Genomic DNA, 23,926 nt, shown 5'->3' with positions numbered 1-23,926 from the left:
CAATGGGGCCGGACGCAGTGAGCCGAGGGGCAGGGATCCTGGTGCTGGCAATCGCCGCAGCGGGCTGTGCCACGGCGGTTCCACCCAAGCCCGTCGAGCTCGTCTGGCCGCTGCCGCCCGAGCAGCCCCGCATCCGGTACGTCGAGACCCTCTACCGTTCCGACCAGTTCAAGCCTCCGTCCACGAACTGGCTCAAAGACGTCGTGGCCGGGCCCGGCGGGAACCAGGGTGAGGGGATGGGGAAGCCGTACGCGGTGACGTCGGACGACAAGGGACGCGTGTACGTCACCGACACCGGCGGCGGGCGGGTCTGGGTCTTCGACAAGGAGAAGCAGCAGGTGCGGTACCTCGGCACCGACGGCCAGGGCCAGCTCAAGACTCCGTCCGGGGTGGCGGTGGACGCCCGCGGGTACGTCTTCGTCTCCGACACGAGCCAGGACCGGGTCTTCGCCTACGACGAGAGCGGCAAGGTCGCCTTGGCCATCGGCGCCCAGGGGGAGTTCTACTCGCCCGCGGGGCTGGCGATCGACCGCACCGCCGGGCGCCTGTACGTCGCCGACGCGGGCCGCCACAAGGTGCGCGTGTACGACACGCAGAGCGGCCGCTTCCTCTTCGAGTTCGGCGAACGGGGCACCGAGCCCGGCAAGTTCAATTTCCCCACGCATCTGCACATGAAGGGCGGAGCCCTGTACGTGACCGACACGATGAACTTCCGGGTCCAGGTGTTCTCCCCGAAGGGAGAATTCCTCCGGAAGTACGGCGAGGTCGGCGCGAACTTCGGGCAGTTCGCCAGGCCGAAGGGGGTGGCGGTGGACAGCGGCGGGAACGTCTACGTCACCGACGCCGCGTTCAACAACTTCCAGATCTTCAACCAGGAGGGGCAGCTGCTCCTCTTCGTCGGCGGCCTCGGCAGCAAGTTCGGCGAATTCTGGCTGCCGGCGGGAATCCACATCGACGAACGCGACCGCATCTACGTGGTCGATCAGTACAACCGCAGGGTCCAGGTCTTCGAGCCGGTGGGTGAATCGGCAGCACCTGCAGGACGTAGCCGCGAGGCGACGCGCTAGGGAATCTGGCCATGGAGGCCAGGAGTGAAGCGGTGAACCGAGGCATGAACGGGGAGGGACACACCATGAGAGCGGTCATGCGGCAGGCAGTCATCGTCCTGGCGGGGGCGGTGGCGCTGGGGTTGATCGCGGCGGGAGGGGCGTGGGCCCAGGACACCGGGCTGACGAGCATCCTCCAGACCAAGCACAACCTCTCGACATCGGGCACCGGCGCCATCCACGTCACGTCGGGGACGGGCGAGGTGTGCGTCTTCTGTCACACGCCACACGGCGCGGATACCACCGTGGCCGCTCCGCTGTGGAACCGGGCCATCAACACCTCCGGGGGATACACGCTGTACAACAGCGCGACGCTGGACGCCCAGCCGACCCAGCCCTCGGGCGTGTCGCTGGCGTGCCTGTCCTGCCACGACGGCACCATCGCCTTCGACGCTCTCCGGAACCTGCCAGGGTCCGGCGGTTTCACGGAGACCCCGAGCGCGGACGGCACGAGCAACTGGACCTTCCAGGGCACGACTAACAAGAAGATGCCGGTCGGCATCACGTTGATCGGCACCGATCTGTCGAACGACCATCCCGTCTCGATGACGTATATCGATGCCAGGAGCCCGAGCGCCACAGACGGGAACGGGGCCCCGGCTTATACCGTCGGCTTCAAGACGGTCACGGGCGAGCTCATCGGCACCGGCGGCGTCAGGCTCTACAGCGGGAAGGTGCAGTGCGCCTCCTGCCACGATCCGCACCGGGCCAACACCCAGACCTTCCTCCGTGTGGACAATACCGGCAGCGCTCTCTGCCTGACCTGCCACAAGAAGGACGGGTAGCAGCGAGGGTAGGCCCTCGCAGCAGCCGGCCGGCGGGGTCCATGGCCCCGCCGGCCTCGTGCTATCCACCGTCGACATGACACGGCCATCCTGCGTGAGTCCGGCCCATCGCCGTCCCGCCGGGGCCAATGCGCGGCCGGATCGGGCCTGATCGTACGGCAGCGGGACCCGCCTTGTGGCCGCCTGGGAGCGCCCGGCGAGCCGACCCGGGGCCGGCAACACAAGATGTGGGGCCCGTCTCACCTCCGTGCTACTCTGGGCCGCCAAGAGGGCAACGGAAGATCGCCCGACGATTCCGTTCAGACACTGGGAGACCTCCTGTGCCCGGTCAGGATTCCGGACCCTGGGAAGAGGGCCCTTACTTGTGGGATGGCGCGCGGTGGCCGTGGCCGTGGCACTCATGGGAGCGGCCCTCGGGCCGGTGGATATCGCCCGCGCACAGGTGCAGGTCAGGCTCTCCGGCCGGATCGAGACGACCGGGGGTCTGGATCGGCTGCGAACCGGAGACAGCACGGCGCAGACTCTCAGCTGGGGGAGCCTCTACAGCCCGACCCTGGACGGGTTCGTCTGGAGCCCGCGCTTCCTCGTGTTCTCCGCGGCCGGGACGTATGCCGACCAGTCCACGGAGGGGTCGGGTGCGAGCAGCGAGTCCGTCCTTCTCGATCCATACCAGATCAGGCTCAACTTCTTTCCGCAGTCGCCGCACTCGTTCGACATCGAGGCCTCGCGCTCGGTGGCAGAGAGCACGTTCAGCCAGAGCGGGATCTCCCTGTTCACCACCGTCACCACCGAACGGCAGGGGGTGGGCTGGAACTACCGGGGCAGCGCGCTGTTGCCGGAGAGCTCGGTGGCCTTCAGGCGGGAGACGGTGGAGACCATCGGCCCCGGCCTGGTCCTTGACGAGACGCGCATGAGTGCCTCGCTGGATCTCCGGAAGAGCTTCGAGCGCGCCACCCCAACGGTGAGCTACCGTCTGGAGAGCGTGGAGCGGAACCGCCAGGGGACAGGCGCGGAGGGCCTGCCGGAGCAGGACCTCACTCACTCCCTCCAGTACCAGGACCGGGTGCGCATCGGCGCACAGGGATTCCTCACTCCCAGCCTCACGTACCGGCGGTCCGAGCTGGAGCAGCAGGCGTCCGGCGCCCTCGGCCTGGCGGGCCCGCTGTCCCCGACGCTCGACGGCGGCGCGACGATGCGCTACACGGTCGATGAACGCGCGGGAAGCACGACGCAGTCCGTCGCCGCCGACGGAACGTTGACGAAGCGGATCACCCCCAACCTCACCGTCACGGGTGGCGCCAATGGCGGGCTCGTGGGGACTGAGGGGATCGACTGGTTCGGCGGCCTCTTCAGCGGGGTGAGCGCCACCCCGCTGCCGCATCTACGCACGGCCGCCGACTACGGGACACAGATCACCGGGGGCGAGCAGGCCGCCACCATCAGCCACCGCGGTCACCTGGGAGCTGGAAGCACGTTCTTCCCGCGCCACACCCTGACCGCTGACTACTACGTGAACCTCTTCGAGCGAGGCGGGTCCGCCGAGCCGTTCGTCTCGCAGTCGGGCAGTCTCGGTGTGACCAGCCTCGTCATCCCGAGGACGACGCTCGAGGGGACGGTCGGGCTGGACCGCCAGGAGGGTGACGGCACGCAGGACGGGCAGCGGGCCCGCCTGGAGGCCGTCGTCACCGTGGCGCCGCCGTTGACGCTGCGGGCGGCCTCGGAGTACACGCACCGCGCCACGAGCGGAGGGGGGAGGGTGCCGACGGAGGAGACGAGCTATGCCGGGGAGGGTGGGATCGACGCCGCCCCGCTGTACTGGCTCACGCTGTCGCTCTCCGGCCGTCGGGGCGTCCGTCAGGTCCAGCTGGAGGACAAGTCCGGCGACTTCGACTCCGACGCCATCCGGGGCCAGGCCACGGTGAGGCTCGGGACGCTGCAGGGGCAAGTGGAAGGCTTTCTCGAGCGCGAGCCGGTCGTCGACGAAGTCCGCCACGGCGTGCGCGGATCTGTGTCCTATCGCTTCCGTATCTGGAGCATCACCCTTGACTTCGAGCAATCCGTGCTGACCCGCCCCGACACGGACACCGAGCGCAGCCGCGTCTTCCTCAGGATCACCCGCCCGCTGAGCTACAGCTTCGCGTGGCCATGAGATCGCGCCGGGCGGGCCTCGTGCTCTCGATCCTCTTGGCCGCCGCGGCCTGCGGCCCCACGCCCCCGCCCCCCGCGGCGGTGCCGGTTCTGGTCTGGCCGCCGCCGCCGGAGCCCGCACGGGTCCGGTATGTCGGTAGCCTCTCGCGGCCGGAGGACATCGAGGCGCCGAAGTCGTGGCTCGGGCGGCTGTGGGAGGTCCTTGCGGGGCGAGAGGAGATTCGCCTGCAGCGGCCCTATGGCGTCGCGGCGGACCGGGCTGGCCGGGTGTACGTCGCCGATTCTGCCGCGCGGGTGATCCACATCTTCGACGTCCAGGCCCAGAAGTACAGCGCCATCAAGCAGATGGGCAAGCAGCCTTTCGAGACGCCCATCGGGATTGCCGTGGCCCCCGACGGCAGCGTGTACATCTCGGACTCCCAGATGCGACGGGTGGGCGCCTTCGACCGGAGCGGGAAGCTGCTGCGCGAGTTCGGCCAGGACCTGCTGCGACCCACAGGCCTGGCAGTGTCCCCCAGGGGGGACCGCGTCTACGTGGTCGACACCCTGGCTCATCAGGTGGCCGTCTTCGACCCTGCGGGGAAGCGGCTCGGGACCATCGGCCAGCGGGGAGCGGGCGCCGCAGGGTTCAACTATCCCACCAACATCTCGGTGGACCGAGCCGGAGTCATCTACGTCGCGGACACGATGAACTTCCAGGTCAAGATCTTCTCTGCCGACGGCCAGCCCCGCGGGCACTTCGGTCGCCACGGCGACGGAAGCGGTGACTTCGCCCAACCCAAGGGCCTTGCACTGGACTCGGAGGGGCACGTCTACGTGGTCGAGGGAATCCACGATGTACTGCAGATCTTCGACGTGACGGGGCGGTTCTTGCTCGGGATCGGAGCCACGGGGCATGCTCCTGGCAACTTCTGGCTGCCCACCGGGTTGCACATCGACGGGCAGGACCGGATCTACGTGGCGGACAGCTACAACAACCGGGTCCAGATGTTCCAGTACGTGAGAGGTCTGCCGTGATCCGGTCGCTCGGGCTGGCTCTGGCGCTGGTGGCCATGTCCTGCGCCCAGGCGAGCGGCCAGGGGATGGTGTCCTCGAAGCACAACCTGTCGGTGAGCGGGCCGGGCCCCGTCCGGGCCCTGAGCGAGACGCAGATCTGCGTCTTCTGCCACACCCCGCACAACGCCAACCCCGTGGCCCCCCTCTGGAACCGCTCGCTGTCGGGGGCCACCTACACCCCCTACGCCAGCGGCTCCCTGCAGGCCACCGTCGCCCAGCCCAACGGCTACTCGCGCCTGTGTCTGTCGTGCCACGACGGCACCATCGCCATCGGTAGCGTGAACAACCTCGGTGCCCAGTCCGCGACCATCAACATGCAAGGGACGGGTCCCGGAGGCGTTCTCCCAGCGGGGAGCACCCTGATCGGGACGAATCTCACCAACGACCACCCTGTATCGTTCATCTTCAATCAGTCCCTCACCACGGCGGATGGCGAGCTGGTGGCCCCGAGCGCGCTCACGGGCCCCATCCGCCTGTACGAGGGCGTCACCATCGGGGTCCGCGACTCGGTCCAGTGCACGACCTGTCACGATCCCCACCTGGTCCTGAACCCCAAGTTCCTCAAGAAGCCGCTCACGGGCCGCACCGACAACCTGTGCCTGACCTGTCACGTCAAGCCAGGCTGGTCCAGCTCCAGCCACGAGTCCGCCACCACGAAGTTCTTCCCCGCTGGCTCGGGGACATCCGTCGCGGAGCTGTCGTGCAGCGCCTGCCACACGCCCCACACCAAGCCCGGCGCGCCGCGACTGCTCCGCGAGGGCGCGACCTCCGGCGGGGCGCCAGCGATCGAGGAAACCTGCTACCGGTGCCACGCGCCCACCGCGCAGGGCGGCATCACCTTCGACATCAAGACGCAGTTCGCCAAGGCCAGGCGCCATCCGATCGCCGATTACCTGGGGCACGAGCCCGTGTTCACGACGTCGACGCCCACGGCCGAGGCGGTGCTCAACACCAGCAAGCACGTCGAGTGTACGGACTGCCACAACCCGCACCGCGTGAGGGCGCGGGGCACGGCGGGGACCGGAGGCGTGTACGAGGGGATGCGGGCGATCGACCTGTCCGGCGCCGCCGTCCAGGATGTCACCCTGGACCGCAACATCAACGAGTACGAGATCTGCTTCAGGTGCCACGGGGACACCTACTCGACCGTCATCGGCACCAGCGTGTCCGGCGACCCCTCAGGCTCGATCCCGACGGGCAACAAGCGCACGGAGTTCCAGACGGCCAACAGCTCCTACCATCCTGTCGCCGGCGCGGGCAAGAACACCTCGTCGAATCTCAACGCCCAGCTCTCGCCCAACGGGCTCTCGACCTCCTCGGTGATCCGGTGCACGGACTGCCACAACAACAATTTCTTCTCCGGCCCCTCGTTCACGGGGGTGGTGTCGCAGTACCCGGCGAACGAGGCCCAGCCCAAGGGACCGCACGGCTCCGACCGCTTCAACCTGCTCCGGGCGCGGGTCCGGAACGTGCTCCCGGGCCCGAGCTCCTGGTCCTCGGCCAACTTCGACCTCTGCTTCCATTGTCACGACGTGACGCGCTTGACCGCGCGCCGGACCGGGGACGGGGCGCGGACGAATTTCTACGATGAGGCCGGCGGCAAGGACAACCTCCACTGGGTGCACCTGATCGACCGCGTGGACAAGTCGCGGCCGCTCTGCAAGAGCTGCCACTACAACATCCACTCCAACGTGGAGGCGTCGAACACTCAATACCGGGTGACCAGCACCAACTGCGGGGCCGGGACCCTCACCACGAACCCGAACATGGTCGCGCTCTCCACGACCCGGCTCATCAACTTCCATCCGAATATCCTGCGCCTGGGCAGCCGCACCAAGCCCGAGTGGTGCTTCAACACTGCGACCCGGCAGCGACGGTGCTACCTGGTGTGCCACCAACCGAGCGGCGGCACCGGTGGCACCACCATGGATGGCGACGACAAGCATCGCTACACGCCGCCCTCCTCGGGCGACATCCAGTAGGGCGCCAGGCGGCGCCGCCGTCCGCTTCCGCGACGCGGTCGTGGGACCTCGCGGGAGACCTTGCGCACGGCTCCAGGGAGAGTGTTGAGCGAAGGAGGCAACCGGCAGTCCGGGCGAACCCGACCCGGAGCGTGGCACTTGCCCAGCCGGTTCCTGGCGGGGGGGCGCACGCTCGTTGGCTCATACCTCACCGAGGCTGGGCGACGAGCCCTTGGGAACCTGCTCGGTCTCACTGGCTGGACGGCCCTCTGGCAGCTGAGCACGCTCGGAGTCCTCCTGGTCCTGACGCGAGCACTCGGGGTGGAGGCGTTCGGGACGCTGATCTTCGCCCTGACGACGCAGACCTACCTGACCCTCTTCGGCAGCCTCGGGTGCACAGCCGTCGTCATTCGTGAGGGCGTACAACGCCCGGACGACATAGATGCCATCGCCACCTCCTTCCTCATCCTGACCGCGGCAAGCTCGCTACTCGTCTGCGCGAGCAGCCTCGCGATCGTCAGGCTGCTCCCGATGTCCGACGGGGAACGCTGGCTCCTGGCCCTCGTGGTGATGGGGAGCGTCCCGGCGTCGATGAACGCGCAGCCGCTCTTCGACATACATCATTGGGCGTCTCTTCCGGAAGTGAGTCAGGGCTGAAGCGGCGGGCGCGGATTCTGGTGGGCGGCCCACCAGCGCTGCTTGGACTCGCGGATCTCGGGCTCGGACCCGCTGAGGATGCGGGCCAGAGTCCGGTAGACGCTCAGGGTCTTGCAGGCACAGTACACTACCTCAACCGGCAGCACGCCGATGGCCGTGGCGACGTTCTTGCCTTTGAGGGCGAACTGGTTGTAGACGAGCGCCATGAGCTGGAGGAGACCGAAGATGGCGGGGACGAGAAGCAGCCGGGTCGCGAGCAACCCGAGCGGGAGGGTGAGGGCGGCGAGCGTGATTGGAAGGATGTCGCGGCCGATGTACGCCCCCCGCTTGTACCAGAACCGGGCTGACCCTTGTCCTTGCCGGATCGCAGTGCGCCAGTATTGACGGAGCGTCATGGGGTGGTTGTGGTGAACGATGGCACCGGGAGCGAAGCGGATCTCATACCCGTCGGACTGCAATCTCCACGCGAGATCATCCTCGTCGCACCCGTAGCGAAGGCTCTGGTCGAAAAGGTACTGGCAGAGAACCTTGCGGCGAAACACCATGTTGTTGCCGACCAGCGCGCGCCGCTGCCACGGGGTTTGGCTAATGCGACATGTGCCCACGTAGGCTCGCTCCGCCGCGGTCCTCGGCGGGTGATCGACAACGGTGCCGCTGACAGCCGCGACCATGGGGCCCGTGAGCCCCTGGAGGAGTGCTGTCAACCAGCCCGGGTCGACGGTGCAATCCGAGTCCGTGAAGGCGACGAACTCACCAGCGGCAACGCGGATGCCTGAGTTCCTCGCACTCGCCACGCCGAGATTCTGAGGATTCCTCTCGATCACGATCAGTCGGTCGGGGTGGGCCTCCCTATAGGCGTCGAGCACCCTCGGCGTCTCGTCTGTTGACCCATCGTCTACCAGGACCACTTCGACAGTCGACCCGGTCAGCGCGAGCAGGCTGTCGAGGCAGGCGGAGACCTGTCTGGCCCGGTTGTACACGCAGACGACGATGCTGGCGACGGGAGGCATCTCAGCCCGTCCAGGAGCGCGCCACGGCGCGGTCACACAGGGTCCGGATGGCGTCGAGGCAGTCGAGGCATGCCCCAACTCGGTCCGCCGGGGCCCCGAAGGTACCCCAACGCAGCCGCAGGGCGAGCCACGTGTAGGCCAGTTTGAATGCCGTCATGTGCGTATCGCGATTCCAGCCCCGGGCGACCGTTGCGGTGCGCAACCGACGGAAGGCCTCGGCGTGCCGCCGCGCCCAGCCGAGAGCGATCGACATCCCGACGCAGTGCTGGTCGACGTACTGCCAGAAGTTCGGTCCGGCGTCCCTCCCGAGCAGGCGCTCTGAAACCGGAAAAGCTGCGCCGGCTACAGCCCATGATCCGGCACGCGCGGGCCACGTTGCACAGCTCCCCGACCCAGCTCCAGCACCCCCGCCTTCGTCTCGATGATCTTCTGCGCTGTCGTCATCGCCTCGGCCCCCCTTTCTCCCCTCCCTCCCCATTGGCGTGGTCGACACCGAGGTCAGGTGCCACGATTGTCAGAATAAGTCCTGGGTGTTTCGCTTGAGGAAGCCGCCGAGCGCACTGCGCCCGTGTACAGTCTCTGGAGTTCTTCGACGCCCTCGCGGATATTGAAAGGGCTGCGGCGGACCGCCTCCAGTGCCTGACGCGGCCGCGGCCTGCTGCCCTGGCGCGTGGCAAGGATGACCTCGGCCCATCGGGAGGCGGATGCCTGCAACGGCAATCGCATGACCAGCGGCGCACAAACGTCGGCCTCTGGTGGTATCGACTCCGCGGCGATACACGGAAGGCCGGCCGCTTGCGCCTCGACAAGGGCAAGCGCCAGCCCCTCATACAGCGAGGGGAGAACAAAGGCGTCCATGGCCCCCAGCATCAAGCGGGGGACGTCACCACGCAGTCCCGCGAGGACTACGCGTCCGTGGAGCCCGGCTGCGGCGATCCGTCTCTCGATGTCTGGTCGAAGTGGCCCGTCACCCACGAGGAGGAGGCGCGTCGAAGGCTCGCGCTTCGCGGCCTCCGCCACGACGTCGATGAGAAAGCGGTGATTTTTCACCGGATAGAATCGCCCCACGTGGCCGATCACGAAGGCGTCGGGGTCAAGGCCGAACTCACCGCGGACTTCAGCGCGCGAGAAAGCCGATTCGAAGGGTGCCAGATCCACCCCGCAATAGAAGACACGCCAGCGGGGGTCCTTCCGCCAGTCCTCCCCGAACAGGGCGCGCGCGGAGATGTCACTCGCCGCGAGGCCCAGCGTAGCATCCCGCAGCACCCAGGCGCTGGTGAGCCTCAGGAAGAGATTCGTGAGTGGAGCGCGGCTCGGTCGGAGGTACGCGGCACCGCTGTGCGAGTGCGCTATGCGAACCGGAACGGCCGCGTAGCGCGCCAGTCGAAGGATGTAGCCCGTGTAGCCGACGTGACTGTGCACCACGTCGTAGGGGCCGGAATCCCGCAAGACCCGACTGAACTGCAACAGGTGCCGCGGGAGCTTGATCGGACGCACGCAGCGGAGCACGCCCCCCCCGAGGGCGCGGATCTCGTCCTCGTACCAGCTCTTCTCAGGCGTGTGCACGAGGAAGTCCATGCGGAATCGATCGCGGGCGACATGTCGAAGGACGTGCAGGAGCCACGTCTCTATTCCACCCGGGTTCATGTGGTAGACGACGTGGAGAATTCTGAGCGGGCGCTCGGCGCGCGTCACCGGTCGTCGCTCTTCTTGTATCCGAGGGCGTTGAGGTTCATCGAGAAGCCGGTTTCACCACTTCTCCCCGTGAGGGCGAACAGGACTCGGTGCAGGATGCGCTCGATGGAAAGCGCGAGCTGCCCTCGAAATGTACCCGGGCGCGTGGGAAAGACGCGACATCGCTCCAGGCCGGCCGATTCGAGCAACTGGATGATCGAGCTGCTGGTGAAGCAGCGCTCGTGTGTCAGATCCATGTAGCGCGAGTAGCAGGCAAAGAGATTTGCCGCATTGGGTGTCCGGCACACGAAAGCACCGCCGGGTTTGAGCGCCTCGACGGCGAATTCGATCAACTCGAGGAGGACATCGTCTCCCGGGATGTGCTCGAGCACATCGACACAGAAGATCGCGTGAAAGGCCCCCGCACGCTCCCGGAGGAAACCGAGGCCGTCGGCTGCATGGATCTCGATGCCGGCCAGTTTCGCTCGCGCGATGCTCACCTGCGCGCTCGAGGTGTCTACGCCGATCGGCACGAGATTCGACTGGTGCGCCAGCCACTGGAGGAGTTGCCCGGTGCCACACCCGAGGTCCAGCACCCGGCTGGCCGGAGGCAGCGCTCTGACTACATGAGCGAAAGTGCGGTCAAAGAAGCGGTACTGAGGCCGCGGCAACCGAGGCCCTTCGGAGGCCGTGTTGAGCCGGAGGTAGTGCCTGGCGTACTGTTCAGTGAGACGCTGTCGCAGCCGGCTCATCGTCTGCCCCTTCCCCAGAACGCAGGGCGTCAGTCACGTTCATCCCTGTGTGTCTATGCCCGCATTCCCGCAGGGCGCCGGGGTAATCGGCTCCACCCGGCAGGTCGCGATGTGAGCGTGCGGAGCGCCCGCCGATCTCCGCAAGGGGCTCGTGACGGGACGAGGATCGCGCCACACTGTTCAACAACCTCCCGGCATGTGGGCCGCGCGACGAGCCGCCGGGACCACGACGGCAGCCACCATCGTGAACACCGCCAGGGAGGCCGCTGCGAAGAGAGCCAGCGGGCTGCCCGCGGACAGGAGGGCAAGGGCGACATACACCGCCGCGGCACCTACGTACACCGCCTGCAACGTCCGCTCGCGGTGCAACCGCAAGAGATACAGGTTGACGGCCCACGTCGCGATGGCGACCGTGGCGGTCGTGAGCAGCACGAGCATCGGGCCGAACGCCGGAGCGTATGCGGGGTCCAGGAGGCGATCGATCAGCAGCCAGGCGACCCCCCCACCCGCGAGCCACAGCATGATGAGGGTTCCCCCCATGCTCAGAATCAGCTTCCGCACGAAGAGGCGATCCAGCCCATACGGTCCGGCGATGTGGGGCTGAACGATCCGGGTTACCAGCGTTCCGGCGATCAGGTACGCCGAGGCGATCTGGAACGCAACCCCGTACAGACCAGCGTCCCGCTCTCCGCGGAGTAGCCTCGCCAGGATCACTCCGCCCTGCAAGGGAACCATGTAGACCAGGCCGGCAGTCAACATGAATCGGCCCGAACGGAGCAGGGAGCGCGCCCATCTCGGATCCCATGCCCAGCGGAACGGTCGAACCTTCCGGTGGTAGATAGCCGCCTGGGCGATCATCGTGATCGCGTGCTTTCCGAGCAGCAACAGCGCGGCGCCCGGCGCCGTGAGAAGCCCCGCGTAATGGAGGCCCGCGACCCCACCCAGCATCAACACATCACCAGGGATGCTCAACGCCGCCGACAAGGCCTGGCGATGGTGGGAGTCGTACAGGGGATTCAAGTTCAGGCACATCGGTACGGCCGCGATCGCAACGATGAGCAGCACATGTCTTTCGGCGGTGGACACGGGCGCGAGCGCTGCCACGACCGCCGCCGCTGCTCCAGCGATCGCGGCGCCGGCCACGGTGATAACGACGAACGCCGTCGTCGTCCTGTCTGCGTCCTCAGGTAGCAGGTTCAGGTCGCGGACGACGACGTTGCCCAGCCCGACCCCGCCGACGACCACCAGGTACGCCAGCACGCTTGTCCCGAACACATACGTCCCGAAGCCCTCCGGGCCGAGACCGTTCGTGAGAAGCAGGAGGACGCCGAATGCGCACGCCTGGGAGATCGCGGTGAATGACCCCAACCCCGCCAGGTTGCGCAAGGCCTGCCGTCCCGCCGCGGTGTCGTACGACTGGACGAACCGCTGCGCGTCGGCTGTCCAGCTCATGCAGGGCCGATCGTCAAGCTCAGCGGAGGCGAAAGAAGACGCCGCTGCCTGCAGGGGAGACCGAGCGAGGACGGGCGGATCGTGGCACGCCGGGCTGCTCCGCGGCGGCGCTCATGGCCCTTCTGACTGGTCGGCGTCCGGCGCTCGAGTGGGGCCTTCGCGGCTCTCATGTCGTGCTCATTCTCTCGTGTGCCGTCTCAGAGATACAGAGATACGTAGATAATGTGCCCGGCGGGGGCAGTGGGTCCCCCCGGGCGGAACATGCTGAGTCGCCACCCGTGGCGATGTCCCTTACGGAGCCGCGAGTTCGAGGCCGTTGGCTGCGGCATCGTGCAGGAGCCACGATTCCGCGGAGCGTCTCCGTCATTCCTGCAAGCTCTCGTCCCTCGCGACGGTTGGCCTCCGCCACCCCCCTCGCTCATGCAGCCGGCGGCAGTGTGCCGCCCGCTCCTCCGCCCAGGTCCGCCGCCGTTTCGTAGAGAGCAGCATTCCCGATGCCAGCGCCAGCGACCCTCGGGCGACGACACGGGGGCGCCGGGAGGCTCTTCCCTCCCACGTCGCCGCGACCCCGCTGCTGCGCGGCGGCTTCCCCGCAGCCTTCTCTGTGGCGGCCGTCTCCCACCCGGGCGTTCCCGGGATGGCCCCGGCCCCCCGAGGGGGGTGGCACCCCGAATGCACTAGAATGGCTCGATAATGGTTCCACCATGGAGGAAGTGGGTGAAAGGCCCCACGGAATGAGCGAGGGATGGTCATGAACCCCATCGTCCTCATCCCCGCCTTGAACGAAGCCGCGTCCATCGCGCGGGTGGTGGGCGCCATCCGGACCGCGGTTCCCGGGGTTCCGGTCGTCGTGGTGGACGACGGCTCGACGGATGGGACTGCGTCGATCGCCCGAGCGGCCGGGGCGCGTGTCGTGCGGCTCCCCTTCAACATGGGCTACGGAGTGGCGCTCCAGACAGGGTACAAGTACGCCCTCCGCCACGGTCACGACTGCGTGGTGCAGCTCGACGGCGACGGCCAGCACGAGCCGGCCGATATCCCCGCCCTCGTGGAGGCCATCGCCGGCGGAGGGGCGGACGTGGCCCTGGGCTCCCGGTTCCTCGGCAAGGATGACTATCGTCCCGATCTCATCCGGCGCATCGGGATGCAGCTCTTCTCCCGGCTCGCCTTCCTGCTGGGTGGCACCCGGCTCACTGACGTCACCTCCGGGTTCCAGGCGCTCTCCGGTGACGTGGTGCGCTTCCTGGCGGCGGACCGCTACCCGTCGGACTATCCGGACGCCGACGTGCTGCTCATGCTCCAGCGCTCCCGCTTCCGGATCCAGGAGGTTCCCGTACGCATGTACGGCAGGCGAGGCGGCCGCTCGATGCACTCGGGCCTGCGGCCCGTCTATTACGCCTTCAAGATGCTGCTGTCGGTCTCGCTCACCTCGCTGAGGCGCGAGGGATTCGACCGCACGGAGGCCTGACATCGAGCGACTCCTGACCGGACTGCTGCTGGCGTGCGTGCTCGTCCTCGGGGTCGTGAAGATCGAGGATACCGACGCCTGGACGCACCTGGCCCTGGGACGGGCCATCGTCCAGGAGCGGGGCTTCCCGGCCACCGAGCCCTTCAGCTATCCAGGCGCCGCGTTGCCGTACTACAACCCGGAGTGGCTCTTCGGGCTCCTGCTCTACCTCGTCCAGGCCGCCGGCGGGCTCGCGGGGGTGATCCTCCTCAAGGCGGCCGTCGCCACGCTGGCCTTCTGGATCCTGCTGAAGGGCTGCCTCTGCCCCCGCGATCCGCCCGGGCGCGAGCTCCTGGCCGTGGCTCTCGCGTGCGTGGTCCTGGTCCCGATGCTCCTCGTCGTCCGACACCGTTTCGTCGAGCGCCCGGACCTCGTACTGATGGTGTTCCTGGCCTTCACGGTCTATGCGCTCGATGCCTATCTCTACGAGGGACGCCGCTACCTGTACGCGCTGCCGGCGCTCCAGGTCATCTGGGTGAACATGCACCCGAGCATCGTGGTGGGCGTCGTGCCGTTCGTGGCCGTCCTGGCCGGCGGGGCGCTGCAGTCGGTTGCGCGCGCCCGGTGGGGCCTCGCGCTGCCGGGCACGCCGTCCCCCCGTCAGCTCCGGGTCGTGGCCGCGGTCTTCACCGCTGTCATCCTGGTTTCTCTCCTGAACCCCTACGGAGTCGACCCGCTGCTGGCACCGTTCCGGCTCGCCGGAGCCCCCTGGTTCCTCCACGAGATCAGCGAGCTCCAGCCGCCGCGCTTCGGCCAGCAGAACGCGCCCTTCGTGATCGCGGCACTCCTGGGGCTGGCCTTCGCCCTGACCGTCAAGCGTCTGTCCATCGTGTCCCTGCTCCTGGTCCTTCCCTTCGCCTACCTCGCCTTCTCGGCCAGGCGCTTCATGTTCCTCTTCGCGGTGGTGAGCGCGCCGGTGCTGGCCCGCCACCTTCGCGCGCTGATCGGGCGTCTGGGGGAGGCCTGGGCCCGTCGCCTCACGCTCCCGGCGGCGGTCGCAGCCGCGGGCCTCGGGCTGGCGGTGCTCGGGCTCTGGGCGACGCGGACGGGGCCCCTGGGAGATTCTCTGAAGGAGCCCGGCTTCGGGATCAACGCCGTGATGATTCCCGACGGCGCCCTCCGCTACCTCGAGCGCGTCGGCGCCTCCGGACGAGTCTTCAACGTCTTCCACTGGGGCGGCTACATCGCCTGGCGCGACTTCCCGAGGCTTGCGCCCTTCACGGACGGCCGGGGTCACGTGCCAGCCGGGCTGCTGGATGAGGCCATGGTCGTCCGGGAGAATCCGGTGCGGCTCGAGAAGCTGCGGTCAACCTATGGGTTCGAGATCGCCCTCGTGGACTATCCGGTCTTGCCCTCCGGGCTGGGGAGCGATGTTCCCGACATGGACCTGGGATGGAACTCGGCTCCCTGGGCACTCGTCTACTGGGATGATCTGGTCCTGGTCTACGTGCACCGCGCGGGGCCGCTGGCCGCTGTGGCCCAGCGGGACGAGTACCGACATGTCAGGCCGGTCAACGGTGCCCTGCACCTGCGGCGCCAGCTCCGGGCAGGCGTGCCGCCGGCGGCGATCGAGGCCGAGCTGAAGCGCAACGTCGCCGACACCGGCTCCTCCATGGGACTGGCGCTGCTGGGCTTCCTCTACAACGACGGCGGCCGCCATGCCGAGGCCATCCAGGTCCTGGGCCGGGTGCGCGACTTCCCGGGCCCCTGGAGCCACCTCGCCAACGTCTACCAGGGGCTGGCCTTCGCCCATGCTCGTCTGGCCCAGCCAGCCCGTGCGCTCGAGTACTACACGAAGGCCGCCGCCCTCGACGAGACGGCCGATGTGCTCTACAACATCGGCATTCTCGCTGCCAAGGCCGGCGACGACCGGCGGGCGATTCACAGCCTGGAGCGGGCGCTCGAACGAAGCCCAAGTCTGCTGGAGGCGTACCCGGTCCTCCTCGCTGCCTATCGCCGCACCGGGCGCGCCGAGCGTGCGGAGCGCCTCGAGGCGGCCTTTCCGCGGGTACTCACCCGGGTCAAGGCCGAGGAGCATTTCCGCCGTGGCGTTCAGCTTTACCGGGAAGGCCGGCACCACGAGGCGATCGCGGCCTTCGGCCTGTCCCTTCAGCTGAGCCCGCGGAGTCCGGCCGCGCTCAGCAACCTGGGCTACGTGTACTTCGACCTCGGGCGGCTCGACGAGGCCATGGTCCAGCAGCAGCGTGCCCTCGAGGCGGACCCGGCCTTCGCCAACGCCCACTACGGTCTCGCGCTGATCCACGAGCGGCGGGGCCAGGCGGCCCGGGCGCGGGCCCACTTCGCCGAGTACCTGCGGTTGGATCCGCGAGGCTACTGGGCCAGGAGAGCCCGGCAGGCGCTGGACGGGGCGCCGCGGTCCTGAGAGAAAGGCGATCCTCCCGGCGGGCTATCGCAGCCGGGAGAGATCGAACTCGAAGCGGATTTCCTTGCCCCCCGCGGTCTGGCACACCAGACTCAAGGCGCCGGCGAGGTCCAGCTTCTCGACCGAGAAGGTGTACTCGCCGAGGGCGACCCAGCGATTCGACGTTCCCTGACGCACCCCGCGGAACACCTCCGCCTTGAGCGGCTCCCTGCTCACCCCGGACTGGAGGAGCCGCACCTGGTACTGGCGCAGGAAGTCCCGGCTCTCGCCCACGAGGGTCACGGAGAACTTGAACTGGTTCCGGAACCGCTCCGCAATCAGCTCGATCTCCTTGGGTTCGATCTTCCGTCCGATGGCGAGCCACCGACGATGCTCCAGCGTCAGAGTCGAGAACTCGGTGAAGAGGATCGCGCTGCCGGTGTCGGGCCCCAGACTGACCAGGTACTCGCGGTCCACGTCGTCGATGGCCCCTCCCTCCTTGCGCCAGCGCTCGTACGCGGCCGTGGCGAGGGAGAGCGCCTCCTGAACCTGCTGTTCGTTCAGGCCCGACCATACCGCTGACGCGGGGTGCGGGAGGACGAGGGCTACAGCCAGTACCGCGGTGATGAGAGGCCTCATGTCCCGAGGAGAGTAGCAAGCGGGATGCCGAACGGCCAAGCCCGGCTCCCTCGGGGGGTGGGACGCTTTCGGGATGACGCGTGAGAGCACCGACTGGGTGTTTTCACCCACTATTGGGGAAGCTTCCCCCTCACAGTGAGTTTACCGCCGGCTGCCAGCCGGGTAAGTGCCCGAAGATCAAGCCACCTGGGGCCCGGGGATCGGCATAGCCGTTGCTGGTGATCCCTGGGAGGCAGGTGTGAGCGCAAGACAGCGGCATGGACTTGATGATGTCGGGGCGAGGCTGTGATCGGCCGCTGGGTCGCAGTGGGCGCCTGCTCGGTGCTGGCGCTCGCCCTGGCGCTGGCGGCCTCTGCCCAGCCCCGCGGTGGCTCGACCAAGCCGGCCCAGGCCACCGCAGCACCCACGCCCGGTCCGCCCGCCAAGGGTGCGCCGCCGGCCGGGTCCTCGTGCACGACCGGCGGCTGTCACGCCAAGATGGGGGTGGACCGGTATGTGCACGGCCCGGTGGTCGTTGGCGCGTGCAAGGCCTGTCACACCCCCAAGCCCAACGTGGCGCACCCGTCCAAAGCGAAGGATTCGGAGGGCGACTTCGAGCTGGTGGCCCATGGCGCCGACCTCTGCTACACGTGCCACGAGCGGAAGAACACGCTGCCCGTGGTCCACGGGCCGGTCCAGTGGGGGCAGTGCTCGTTCTGCCACGACCCTCATCAGTCCCCGAATCGCTTTCGCCTCAAGGAAACGCCGGTTTCCAAGCTCTGCTTCAAGTGCCACAAGGACGACAAGACGACGTCGAGGGAGGTGCACGGTCCCGTCGCCCTGGGCGAGTGCACGGCCTGCCACGACCCGCACCAGGGCAAGGACAAGGTGAGGCTCACGGCTCAGGGCAACACGCTCTGCCTCGGCTGCCACGAGGAGCGCAAGCAGGAGTTCGCGACGCGGAAGTTCAGCCACAAGCCGGCGCGCGAGAACTGCAACGGCTGCCACGATCCCCACACCTCGGACAACCCGGCGCGCACGCGCAAGCCGGTCCCCGAGCTCTGTTTCTCGTGCCATCAGGCCCAGGGCAAGCATGTCGCCGGAGCGCGCACGCAGCACGATGCCTACAAGATCGAGAAGAAGTGCCTGAACTGCCACGACCCGCACACGGCCGACCAGCCGAAGCAGCTGCGCGCGGTGGCCGCCCAGCTCTGCCTGAGCTGTCATGACAAGGAGCTCGAAACGCCAACCGGCAAGATCATGAACATGAAGGCCTGGCTGGCCGACAACCCCGTGATCCACGGTCCCATCCGCCAGGGCGACTGCCCTGCGTGCCACAACCCGCACGGCTCCGACAACTTCCGTATTCTCCGCCGCGCCTACCCGCGGCAGTTCTATGCGCCGTTCTCCAGTGAGCAGTACGCCCTCTGCTTCGGTTGCCACGAGCCCACTCTCGCCCTCGAGGCCTCGACCGTGAAGCTCACCAACTTCCGCAACGGGGAGAAGAACCTCCACTTCGTCCATGTCAACCGGCCGGACAAGGGGCGCACGTGCCGCGCGTGCCACGAGACGCACGCCTCGAAGCGGCCCAAGCAGATCCGCGAGTCCGTGTCCTTCGGCCGCTGGGAGGTTCCGACGAACTACCAGAAGACCGACACCGGCGGCCGTTGCACGCCCGGGTGCCACGTGTCGCGCGGCTACGACCGGGTGACCGCGGTGGCGAACAAGTGAGGGGCGGTGCTGGGGTGAGGTGGCGGCCGAGGCTGACGCCGTTCCTGAGCCTGCTCCTCGCGGGGCTGGCCGTCATCGTCGCCGTCCTCGCGTTGCCATGGAACGCTCCCGTCGAGGCGCAGGAGACGGGGCGCGCCCTCATCGAGCGACTCGGGTGTCCCGTGTGCCATGACATCCCGGGCCACACCACGCAGGTCCGCCAGGAGGCCCCGCTCCTCACCGCCGAGGGCGACCGTGTCAGGCCGGACTGGTTGTTCGCGTTCCTCAAGTCGCCCCAGACGATCCGTCCCGCGATCCGGGCCCGCATGCCGAACTTCAGGCTGACTGACGAGGAAGCCGTGGCGCTGACCGAGGGGCTCGCGAGCTTGAAGGACCGCTCGGCTTCCCCCCTGCCGCCGGCGCACCGCCACCGGGGGACCCTCAGCGCGTCCGCCCGCGAGGCCGCGCTGAAGCTCATGAGCAAGGACTACCTGGACTGCCTCAGCTGCCACTTCGACGGCGATCGCAAGCCGGCCGGCAAGCCGGAGGAATGGGGCCCCAACCTCGAGCGCGTGCCGGACCGGCTGGATCCCGACTGGATCGTGCGGTGGCTCCGGGACCCGTCGAAGATCGTCCCGAACACGAAGATGCCCTCGTTCTTTGCCGACGACAAGTCCGGGCCGGACGACATCCTGGGTGGCGACGAGACAGCCCAGATCCTGGCGTTGCGAGACTACCTGACCTCGCGCAGGGAGAGGGCGCCCCAGCCGGGCTTTGCTGCGGCCAAGAACGAGCACAGGGAGGCAAACGCGGCAATGGGCCGCAGCCTCCTCGTCCGCCTCAACTGCGTCGGCTGCCACCGGATCGCTGGCTTCCCGGAGGGCAAGCGAGTGGGTCCGCCGCTCGGCTTCCAGGGAAGCCGCGTCACGCGAGAGTGGCTCGAAGGGTTCCTGCGCCGCCCCGTACAGATCAAGCCGGAGTACGCCATCATGGGCTCGGACGCCCGCATGCCCGACTTCCGCCTCACCGACGGCGGGGTCGCGACGCTGACCGACTACATCATGGCGCGACTCAAGGACGAGACCCTGAAGCCGCTGCCCGCCGCAGCGATCAGTCCGAAGCTCGCGCCGGAGGGGGAGCGGCTCTTCTCGGAGAAGTTCTGCGATAACTGCCACCGGATCGGCTCGAGACCCGGCGGTATCGGTCCGGACCTGACGCTCGCCGGCCGGCGCCTGAACCCCGCCTGGGTCTACCGCTTCGTGCTCAATCCCTCGCACTATCTCGACACCCGGATGCCGAACCTCAAGTTGACGGAGGAAGAGGCGCGCGTGGTCACCGCCTACCTCATCCACCGGGAGCGCTTGCCATGATCGTGCGCGTCGTCGTCCTGCTCGGCGGGCTCGCGGCGTCACTCATGGCATTGCCCGCGGCCGCCCACGCCCAGCCCAAGGCCGCGCCGCCGAGCGCGCCGGCGCCGCAGGCGCCGACGGCGCCCGCCAAGCCGGCCCCCGGGGCGCCGGTCCCTGCCAGGCCCACCTCCGCCGCGCCGGCCCCGGTCGCGCAACGCGCGGCCAAGCCGTCGTGCGTGACCGGGGCATGTCACAGCCAGATGGGCCAGGCCCGGTACGTTCACGGCCCGGTGGCGGCCGGGGAGTGCACCAAGTGCCACACGCCGAAGGACGAGAAGACGGCGTACGACGGTGAGAAGCACGCCTTCCGAATGGCGCGGGCGGAGCGGGACCTCTGCTACATGTGCCACGAGCAGCGCATGGACTCGCAGAAGGTCGTGCACGGGCCCGTGCGTTTCGGCCTCTGCGGGGCCTGCCACGACCCGCACCAGTCGCCGTACCGGTATCGCTTGCGGAAGAGCCCCCCGAGCCAGCTCTGCTACCAGTGTCACGACCGCGACAAGACCCTCGAGCGGGAGGTTCACGGCCCGGTGGCGGAGGGCCAGTGCGTTGCCTGCCACGACCCCCACACCTCTCCGTACCCGTACCGGCTCGTCAAGCAGGGGCCCGAGCTCTGCTACACGTGCCACACGGAGAAGCGCGCGGAGTTCACGCCCAAGCGCTTCGGGCACGTGCCGGCACGGCTGGACTGCTCGAACTGCCACGACCCCCACACCTCGCCCAACCCCTACCGCGTGCAGCGGTCGGTTCCCGAGCTCTGCTTCGGCTGCCACCCGGACAAGAAGACCCAGGTGGGGACGGCCCGGACGGATCATGAGGCCGTGAAGATCGAGCGCCGGTGCCTCAACTGCCACGACCCGCACTTCACGAACTTCCCCAAGCAGCTCCAGGACACCCCGATGGTGCTCTGCCTCCGCTGCCACGACCGCGAGCGGAAGGCGACGGATGGCAAGATGCTCGTGAACATGAAAGCGTTCCTCGGCGAGCACAGGGACTGGCATGGCCCCATCCGGCAGCAGGATTGCGCGGCCTGCCACGACCCCCACGGCACCGACAACTTCCGCATCCTGCGCCGGCCGTACCCGCAGGAGTTCTACGCGCCGTTCGCCCGCGAGCAGTACGGACTCTGCTTCGGCTGCCATGAGCCCACCCTCGCCCTCGAGCGCAGCACGACCACGCTGACCGGCTTCCGGAACGGCAGCGAGAGCCTCCACTTCCGCCACGTCAACCAGATCAAGGGGCGGACCTGCCGCGCCTGCCACGAGACCCATGCCTCCCATCGCCCGAAGCACATTCGTGAGGGCGTCCCCTTCGGCGGGTGGGAAGTGAAGACGAATTACGTCAAGTACGCCAATGGCGGCAAGTGCGCACCCGGATGCCACGTGCCGCGGGGCTACAACCGCAAGCAAACTGTTCAGAACCCGATCGACTACCGGACCTTTACGGCGGACTAGAGGATGACCATGTTGAGACGCGCACTCGGCATACTCGTCGTGCTGACTCTGGCCGCGGCGGCGCCGGCGGCTGCCCTGGAGGCGCTCCAGCCCGGCATGAAGGCGCCGGACTTCTCGCTGGAAAGCTTCGAGGGCAAGGCCGTCGCCCTTCACGATTTCGCCAGCGCTCGTGCCATCGTCCTCGTCTTCTGGTCGAGCTGGAGCGACAAGTCGCCGGAGGTCCTCGCTCGCCTGCAGAAGCTCCACGCGCGGTCGCCGGAGCCGGCCCTCGTGATCCTCGGCGTCAACGTCGAGAGCCCGGCCAGCACGCCCGAGGAGCTGGCGAAGGCCCGCGCCCTCGCCCAGAAGATCGGGGTGACGTTTCCCCTGCTCCTCGACCGCGGCCTCACGGTGTTCCACAGCTACGGCGTCGTCGCGGTGCCGTCGACCGTGCTGATGCGTGGTGACGGAACGATCCTCGCCGATCTCGCGGCGTATCCGATCGCCGGGCGGGAGGAGTTCTTCGAGCTGGTGGAGGCGACCGTGGCGGGACGGGCGGTGGCCAAGCGGGCGGTCGCGGAGGGGAAGCAGCCCAATCCCCGGGCCGTGCGGTACTTCAATCTGGCGCGGGCGATGCTCGCCCGCGGGCTGGTCGATCAGGTGGACGGCAACTTGAAGAAGGCGATCGAGCTGGACCCCGGTTTTGCGCTGCCGCGCGTCCTCCTCGGACAAACCTATCGCGAGCGCGCCGTCGCCTTCGAGGCGATCCAGTTCAACGGGGAGTCCGTCGTGACGCTGCGGCTGACGCCGGAGGAGCGCGAGGGGTTCCTGCGCGAGGCCGAGGGGACGCTCGGCGAGGCGCTCAAGATCGATCCGGCGAGCCCGGCGGCGCTGACGGAGCTGGCCGCGCTCCGCGCGGCGCGGAAGGAGACCGACGCGGCGCGGCAGCTCCTCCAGAAAGCCGTGGCGGCCAGCCCCGCGTACGCGCCGGCGCGGGCCCAGCTCGGGGTGCTCCTGCTGAGGAGCGGCGACGTCGCGCGGGGCCGGCAGGAGCTGGACGCCGCCATCAAGCTCAATCCCCTCGAGTGGCGCCTCTACCTGACGGCGGGACAGGCGTATGACGAGCGGGGGATGAAGCCGGAAGCGATGGCCCATTACCGAAAGGGCGTCGAGCTCCTGTGGCAGACGCGGCGGGAGCTGTTCCCGCTCTCCTACGGGAGGTGAGCGGATGAGACGCGCTCTCCTGGCGGGGTTCCTGTGGCTCCTTGCCGGCCCGGCCCTGGCGCAGGCACCAGCGGTCGACGTGGCCGCCGCGCTGCGGACGCTCGGCACCACGCGCGACACGGCGACGCGCATGGCGGCGGTGGCCGAGCTGGGGCACTCGCGGGACCCGAAGGTCCTCGAGGCGCTTCTCGGCGCCCTCCGCGACGAGAAGCGTGATGTTCGATGGGTCGCCATCGAGGCGCTCGGCGAGCTGAGAGACCGCCGGGCGGTGCCGCCGCTGGTGCAGTACCTGCGACGAAAGGAGGCGTACCGGTGGGGCAAGCGGCTTGTCGCCGATGCGCTCGGCGAGATCGGGGGCAGCGAGGCGATGGAGGCGCTGAGCTCCATGCTCGCCGACCCCGATCCCTTCGTCCGGCGTCTCGCGGCGCTGGCGCTCTTGCAGCAGGGTGGCACGGCAGTGCTGCCCCGGGTCGCGGAGGTGTTGCGCGAGAGCCCAGACGACCATCTGGCCACCGTGAAGCGGGAGTTCGCCAGAGTCCGCGACGGCGCGGGCCGGCGGCCGGACGCGACGGCCGTGGCGAGCGCCGGGGCCCAGGCGAAGCCGGTCAAGGCTCACGAGTGGCTCGGGCTCAAGGTGGGCCAGAGCACCCTCGTCGACGCCACCGAGCGCCTCGGCACTGCCCTGCAGCGGACTGCGGACGCATTCCTCTTCCGTGGCGACGCCGTGCCGTCACCGCTGCGGACAGAGTCCATCGCGGTCAACGCCTCGCCGGACGGCCCCATCGAGTCCATCTTCGTCTTTCCGGTGTGGGGGACGCTCGACCGCGATGTTCGCGCGGTGTTCGGCTCCGGGCGGCTGCTCACGTACGGAGAGTTCCTGCGCATGACGGGTCGCGCGGCGGCCGGGGCGGGAACGAAGGCCGACGGCAAGCTCCACTATCTGCCGGTCGACCTCATGGCCGAATCGTTCTCCGAGCTGGGGATCCTCGTCGTCTACGATTCTGCCGACGTCGCGGCGCGTGACCGGCTCGTCAAGCTCGTCATCATCTACTAGGAGGGCTG

At 68.5% G+C, this 23,926-nt stretch carries 19 protein-coding genes; 13 read left to right on the top strand and 6 right to left on the bottom strand.

Translation table 11 applies throughout. The features are described from left to right. Window positions 1–2 precede the first annotated feature (2 nt). From HYV93_22520 to HYV93_22495, 6 genes are all read left to right on the top strand, one after another. Window positions 3–1,067, top strand: coding sequence for an SMP-30/gluconolactonase/LRE family protein (locus tag HYV93_22520; GenBank protein MBI2528745.1), 1,065 nt, complete (start codon window positions 3–5; stop codon window positions 1,065–1,067). Between the two features lie 44 nt (window positions 1,068–1,111). Beyond that, window positions 1,112–1,891, top strand: coding sequence for a cytochrome c3 family protein (locus HYV93_22515; protein ID MBI2528744.1), 780 nt, complete (start codon window positions 1,112–1,114; stop codon window positions 1,889–1,891). A gap of 379 nt (window positions 1,892–2,270) precedes the next feature. Beyond that, window positions 2,271–4,040: a hypothetical protein gene (locus HYV93_22510; GenBank protein MBI2528743.1), complete on the top strand. Its 1,770-nt coding sequence runs from the start codon at window positions 2,271–2,273 to the stop codon at window positions 4,038–4,040. Then, window positions 4,031–5,056 (top strand): SMP-30/gluconolactonase/LRE family protein, encoded by a 1,026-nt coding sequence (locus HYV93_22505; GenBank protein MBI2528742.1) that lies wholly within the window; start codon window positions 4,031–4,033, stop codon window positions 5,054–5,056. Before HYV93_22510 ends, HYV93_22505 begins: the two co-directional genes overlap by 10 nt. After that, window positions 5,053–7,077 carry a hypothetical protein gene (locus HYV93_22500; GenBank protein ID MBI2528741.1) on the top strand — a complete coding sequence of 675 codons (2,025 nt, stop codon included), beginning with the start codon at window positions 5,053–5,055 and terminating at the stop codon, window positions 7,075–7,077. Before HYV93_22505 ends, HYV93_22500 begins: the two co-directional genes overlap by 4 nt. Window positions 7,078–7,215: 138 nt before the next feature. Then, window positions 7,216–7,713: an oligosaccharide flippase family protein gene (locus HYV93_22495; protein MBI2528740.1), complete on the top strand. Its 498-nt coding sequence runs from the start codon at window positions 7,216–7,218 to the stop codon at window positions 7,711–7,713. On the opposite strand, the gene HYV93_22490 is transcribed toward HYV93_22495, so the two are convergent. From HYV93_22490 to HYV93_22470, 5 genes are all read right to left on the bottom strand, one after another. Further along, window positions 7,704–8,723, bottom strand: coding sequence for a glycosyltransferase family 2 protein (locus HYV93_22490; protein ID MBI2528739.1), 1,020 nt, complete (start codon window positions 8,721–8,723; stop codon window positions 7,704–7,706). The two genes, HYV93_22495 and HYV93_22490, sit on opposite strands and share 10 nt — an antisense overlap. A 1-nt stretch (window position 8,724) precedes the next feature. Beyond that, window positions 8,725–8,880, bottom strand: coding sequence for a hypothetical protein (locus tag HYV93_22485; protein ID MBI2528738.1), 156 nt, complete (start codon window positions 8,878–8,880; stop codon window positions 8,725–8,727). A gap of 341 nt (window positions 8,881–9,221) precedes the next feature. Further along, a complete protein-coding gene (locus HYV93_22480) occupies window positions 9,222–10,418 on the bottom strand; it encodes a glycosyltransferase (protein ID MBI2528737.1) in 1,197 nt (398 codons plus the stop codon). Then, entirely contained in the window at window positions 10,415–11,149 is a 735-nt protein-coding gene (locus tag HYV93_22475; protein MBI2528736.1) for a methyltransferase domain-containing protein, read from the bottom strand. Before HYV93_22475 ends, HYV93_22480 begins: the two co-directional genes overlap by 4 nt. A 180-nt stretch (window positions 11,150–11,329) precedes the next feature. Next, entirely contained in the window at window positions 11,330–12,535 is a 1,206-nt protein-coding gene (locus HYV93_22470) for an oligosaccharide flippase family protein (protein ID MBI2528735.1), read from the bottom strand. A gap of 817 nt (window positions 12,536–13,352) precedes the next feature. Between HYV93_22470 and HYV93_22465 the strand changes: the two genes are divergently transcribed. Continuing rightward, window positions 13,353–14,069, top strand: a complete 717-nt coding sequence (locus HYV93_22465) for a glycosyltransferase family 2 protein (GenBank protein MBI2528734.1) — start codon at window positions 13,353–13,355, stop codon at window positions 14,067–14,069. Window positions 14,070–14,106: 37 nt separating this feature from the next. Next, window positions 14,107–16,491 carry a tetratricopeptide repeat protein gene (locus tag HYV93_22460; protein MBI2528733.1) on the top strand — a complete coding sequence of 795 codons (2,385 nt, stop codon included), beginning with the start codon at window positions 14,107–14,109 and terminating at the stop codon, window positions 16,489–16,491. A gap of 24 nt (window positions 16,492–16,515) precedes the next feature. Here the strand turns inward: HYV93_22460 and HYV93_22455 are convergent, their stop codons facing one another. Next, complete coding sequence (locus HYV93_22455) at window positions 16,516–17,109, bottom strand: hypothetical protein (protein ID MBI2528732.1); 594 nt, start codon at window positions 17,107–17,109, stop codon at window positions 16,516–16,518. 285 nt (window positions 17,110–17,394) lie between these two features. Between HYV93_22455 and HYV93_22450 the strand changes: the two genes are divergently transcribed. From HYV93_22450 to HYV93_22430, 5 genes are read left to right on the top strand one after another with little or no spacing between them, the layout of a single operon-like run. After that, the gene (locus HYV93_22450; GenBank protein ID MBI2528731.1) at window positions 17,395–18,819 is read left to right on the top strand and encodes a cytochrome c3 family protein; all 1,425 of its coding nucleotides are present in this window, start codon (window positions 17,395–17,397) and stop codon (window positions 18,817–18,819) included. 14 nt (window positions 18,820–18,833) lie between these two features. Continuing rightward, entirely contained in the window at window positions 18,834–20,168 is a 1,335-nt protein-coding gene (locus HYV93_22445; GenBank protein ID MBI2528730.1) for a c-type cytochrome, read from the top strand. Further along, window positions 20,165–21,661 carry a hypothetical protein gene (locus HYV93_22440; GenBank protein MBI2528729.1) on the top strand — a complete coding sequence of 499 codons (1,497 nt, stop codon included), beginning with the start codon at window positions 20,165–20,167 and terminating at the stop codon, window positions 21,659–21,661. Before HYV93_22445 ends, HYV93_22440 begins: the two co-directional genes overlap by 4 nt. Window positions 21,662–21,670: 9 nt before the next feature. After that, window positions 21,671–22,864 (top strand): redoxin domain-containing protein, encoded by a 1,194-nt coding sequence (locus HYV93_22435; GenBank protein MBI2528728.1) that lies wholly within the window; start codon window positions 21,671–21,673, stop codon window positions 22,862–22,864. A gap of 4 nt (window positions 22,865–22,868) precedes the next feature. After that, on the top strand, window positions 22,869–23,918 hold the full coding sequence (locus tag HYV93_22430) for a HEAT repeat domain-containing protein (GenBank protein ID MBI2528727.1): 1,050 nt from the start codon (window positions 22,869–22,871) through the stop codon (window positions 23,916–23,918). The last annotated feature ends 8 nt before the right edge of the window (window positions 23,919–23,926 follow it).

Source organism: Candidatus Rokuibacteriota bacterium (assembly GCA_016188005.1).
Lineage (GTDB): Bacteria > Methylomirabilota > Methylomirabilia > Rokubacteriales > CSP1-6 > UBA12499.
This window is presented reverse-complemented; position numbering and strand designations above follow the sequence as displayed.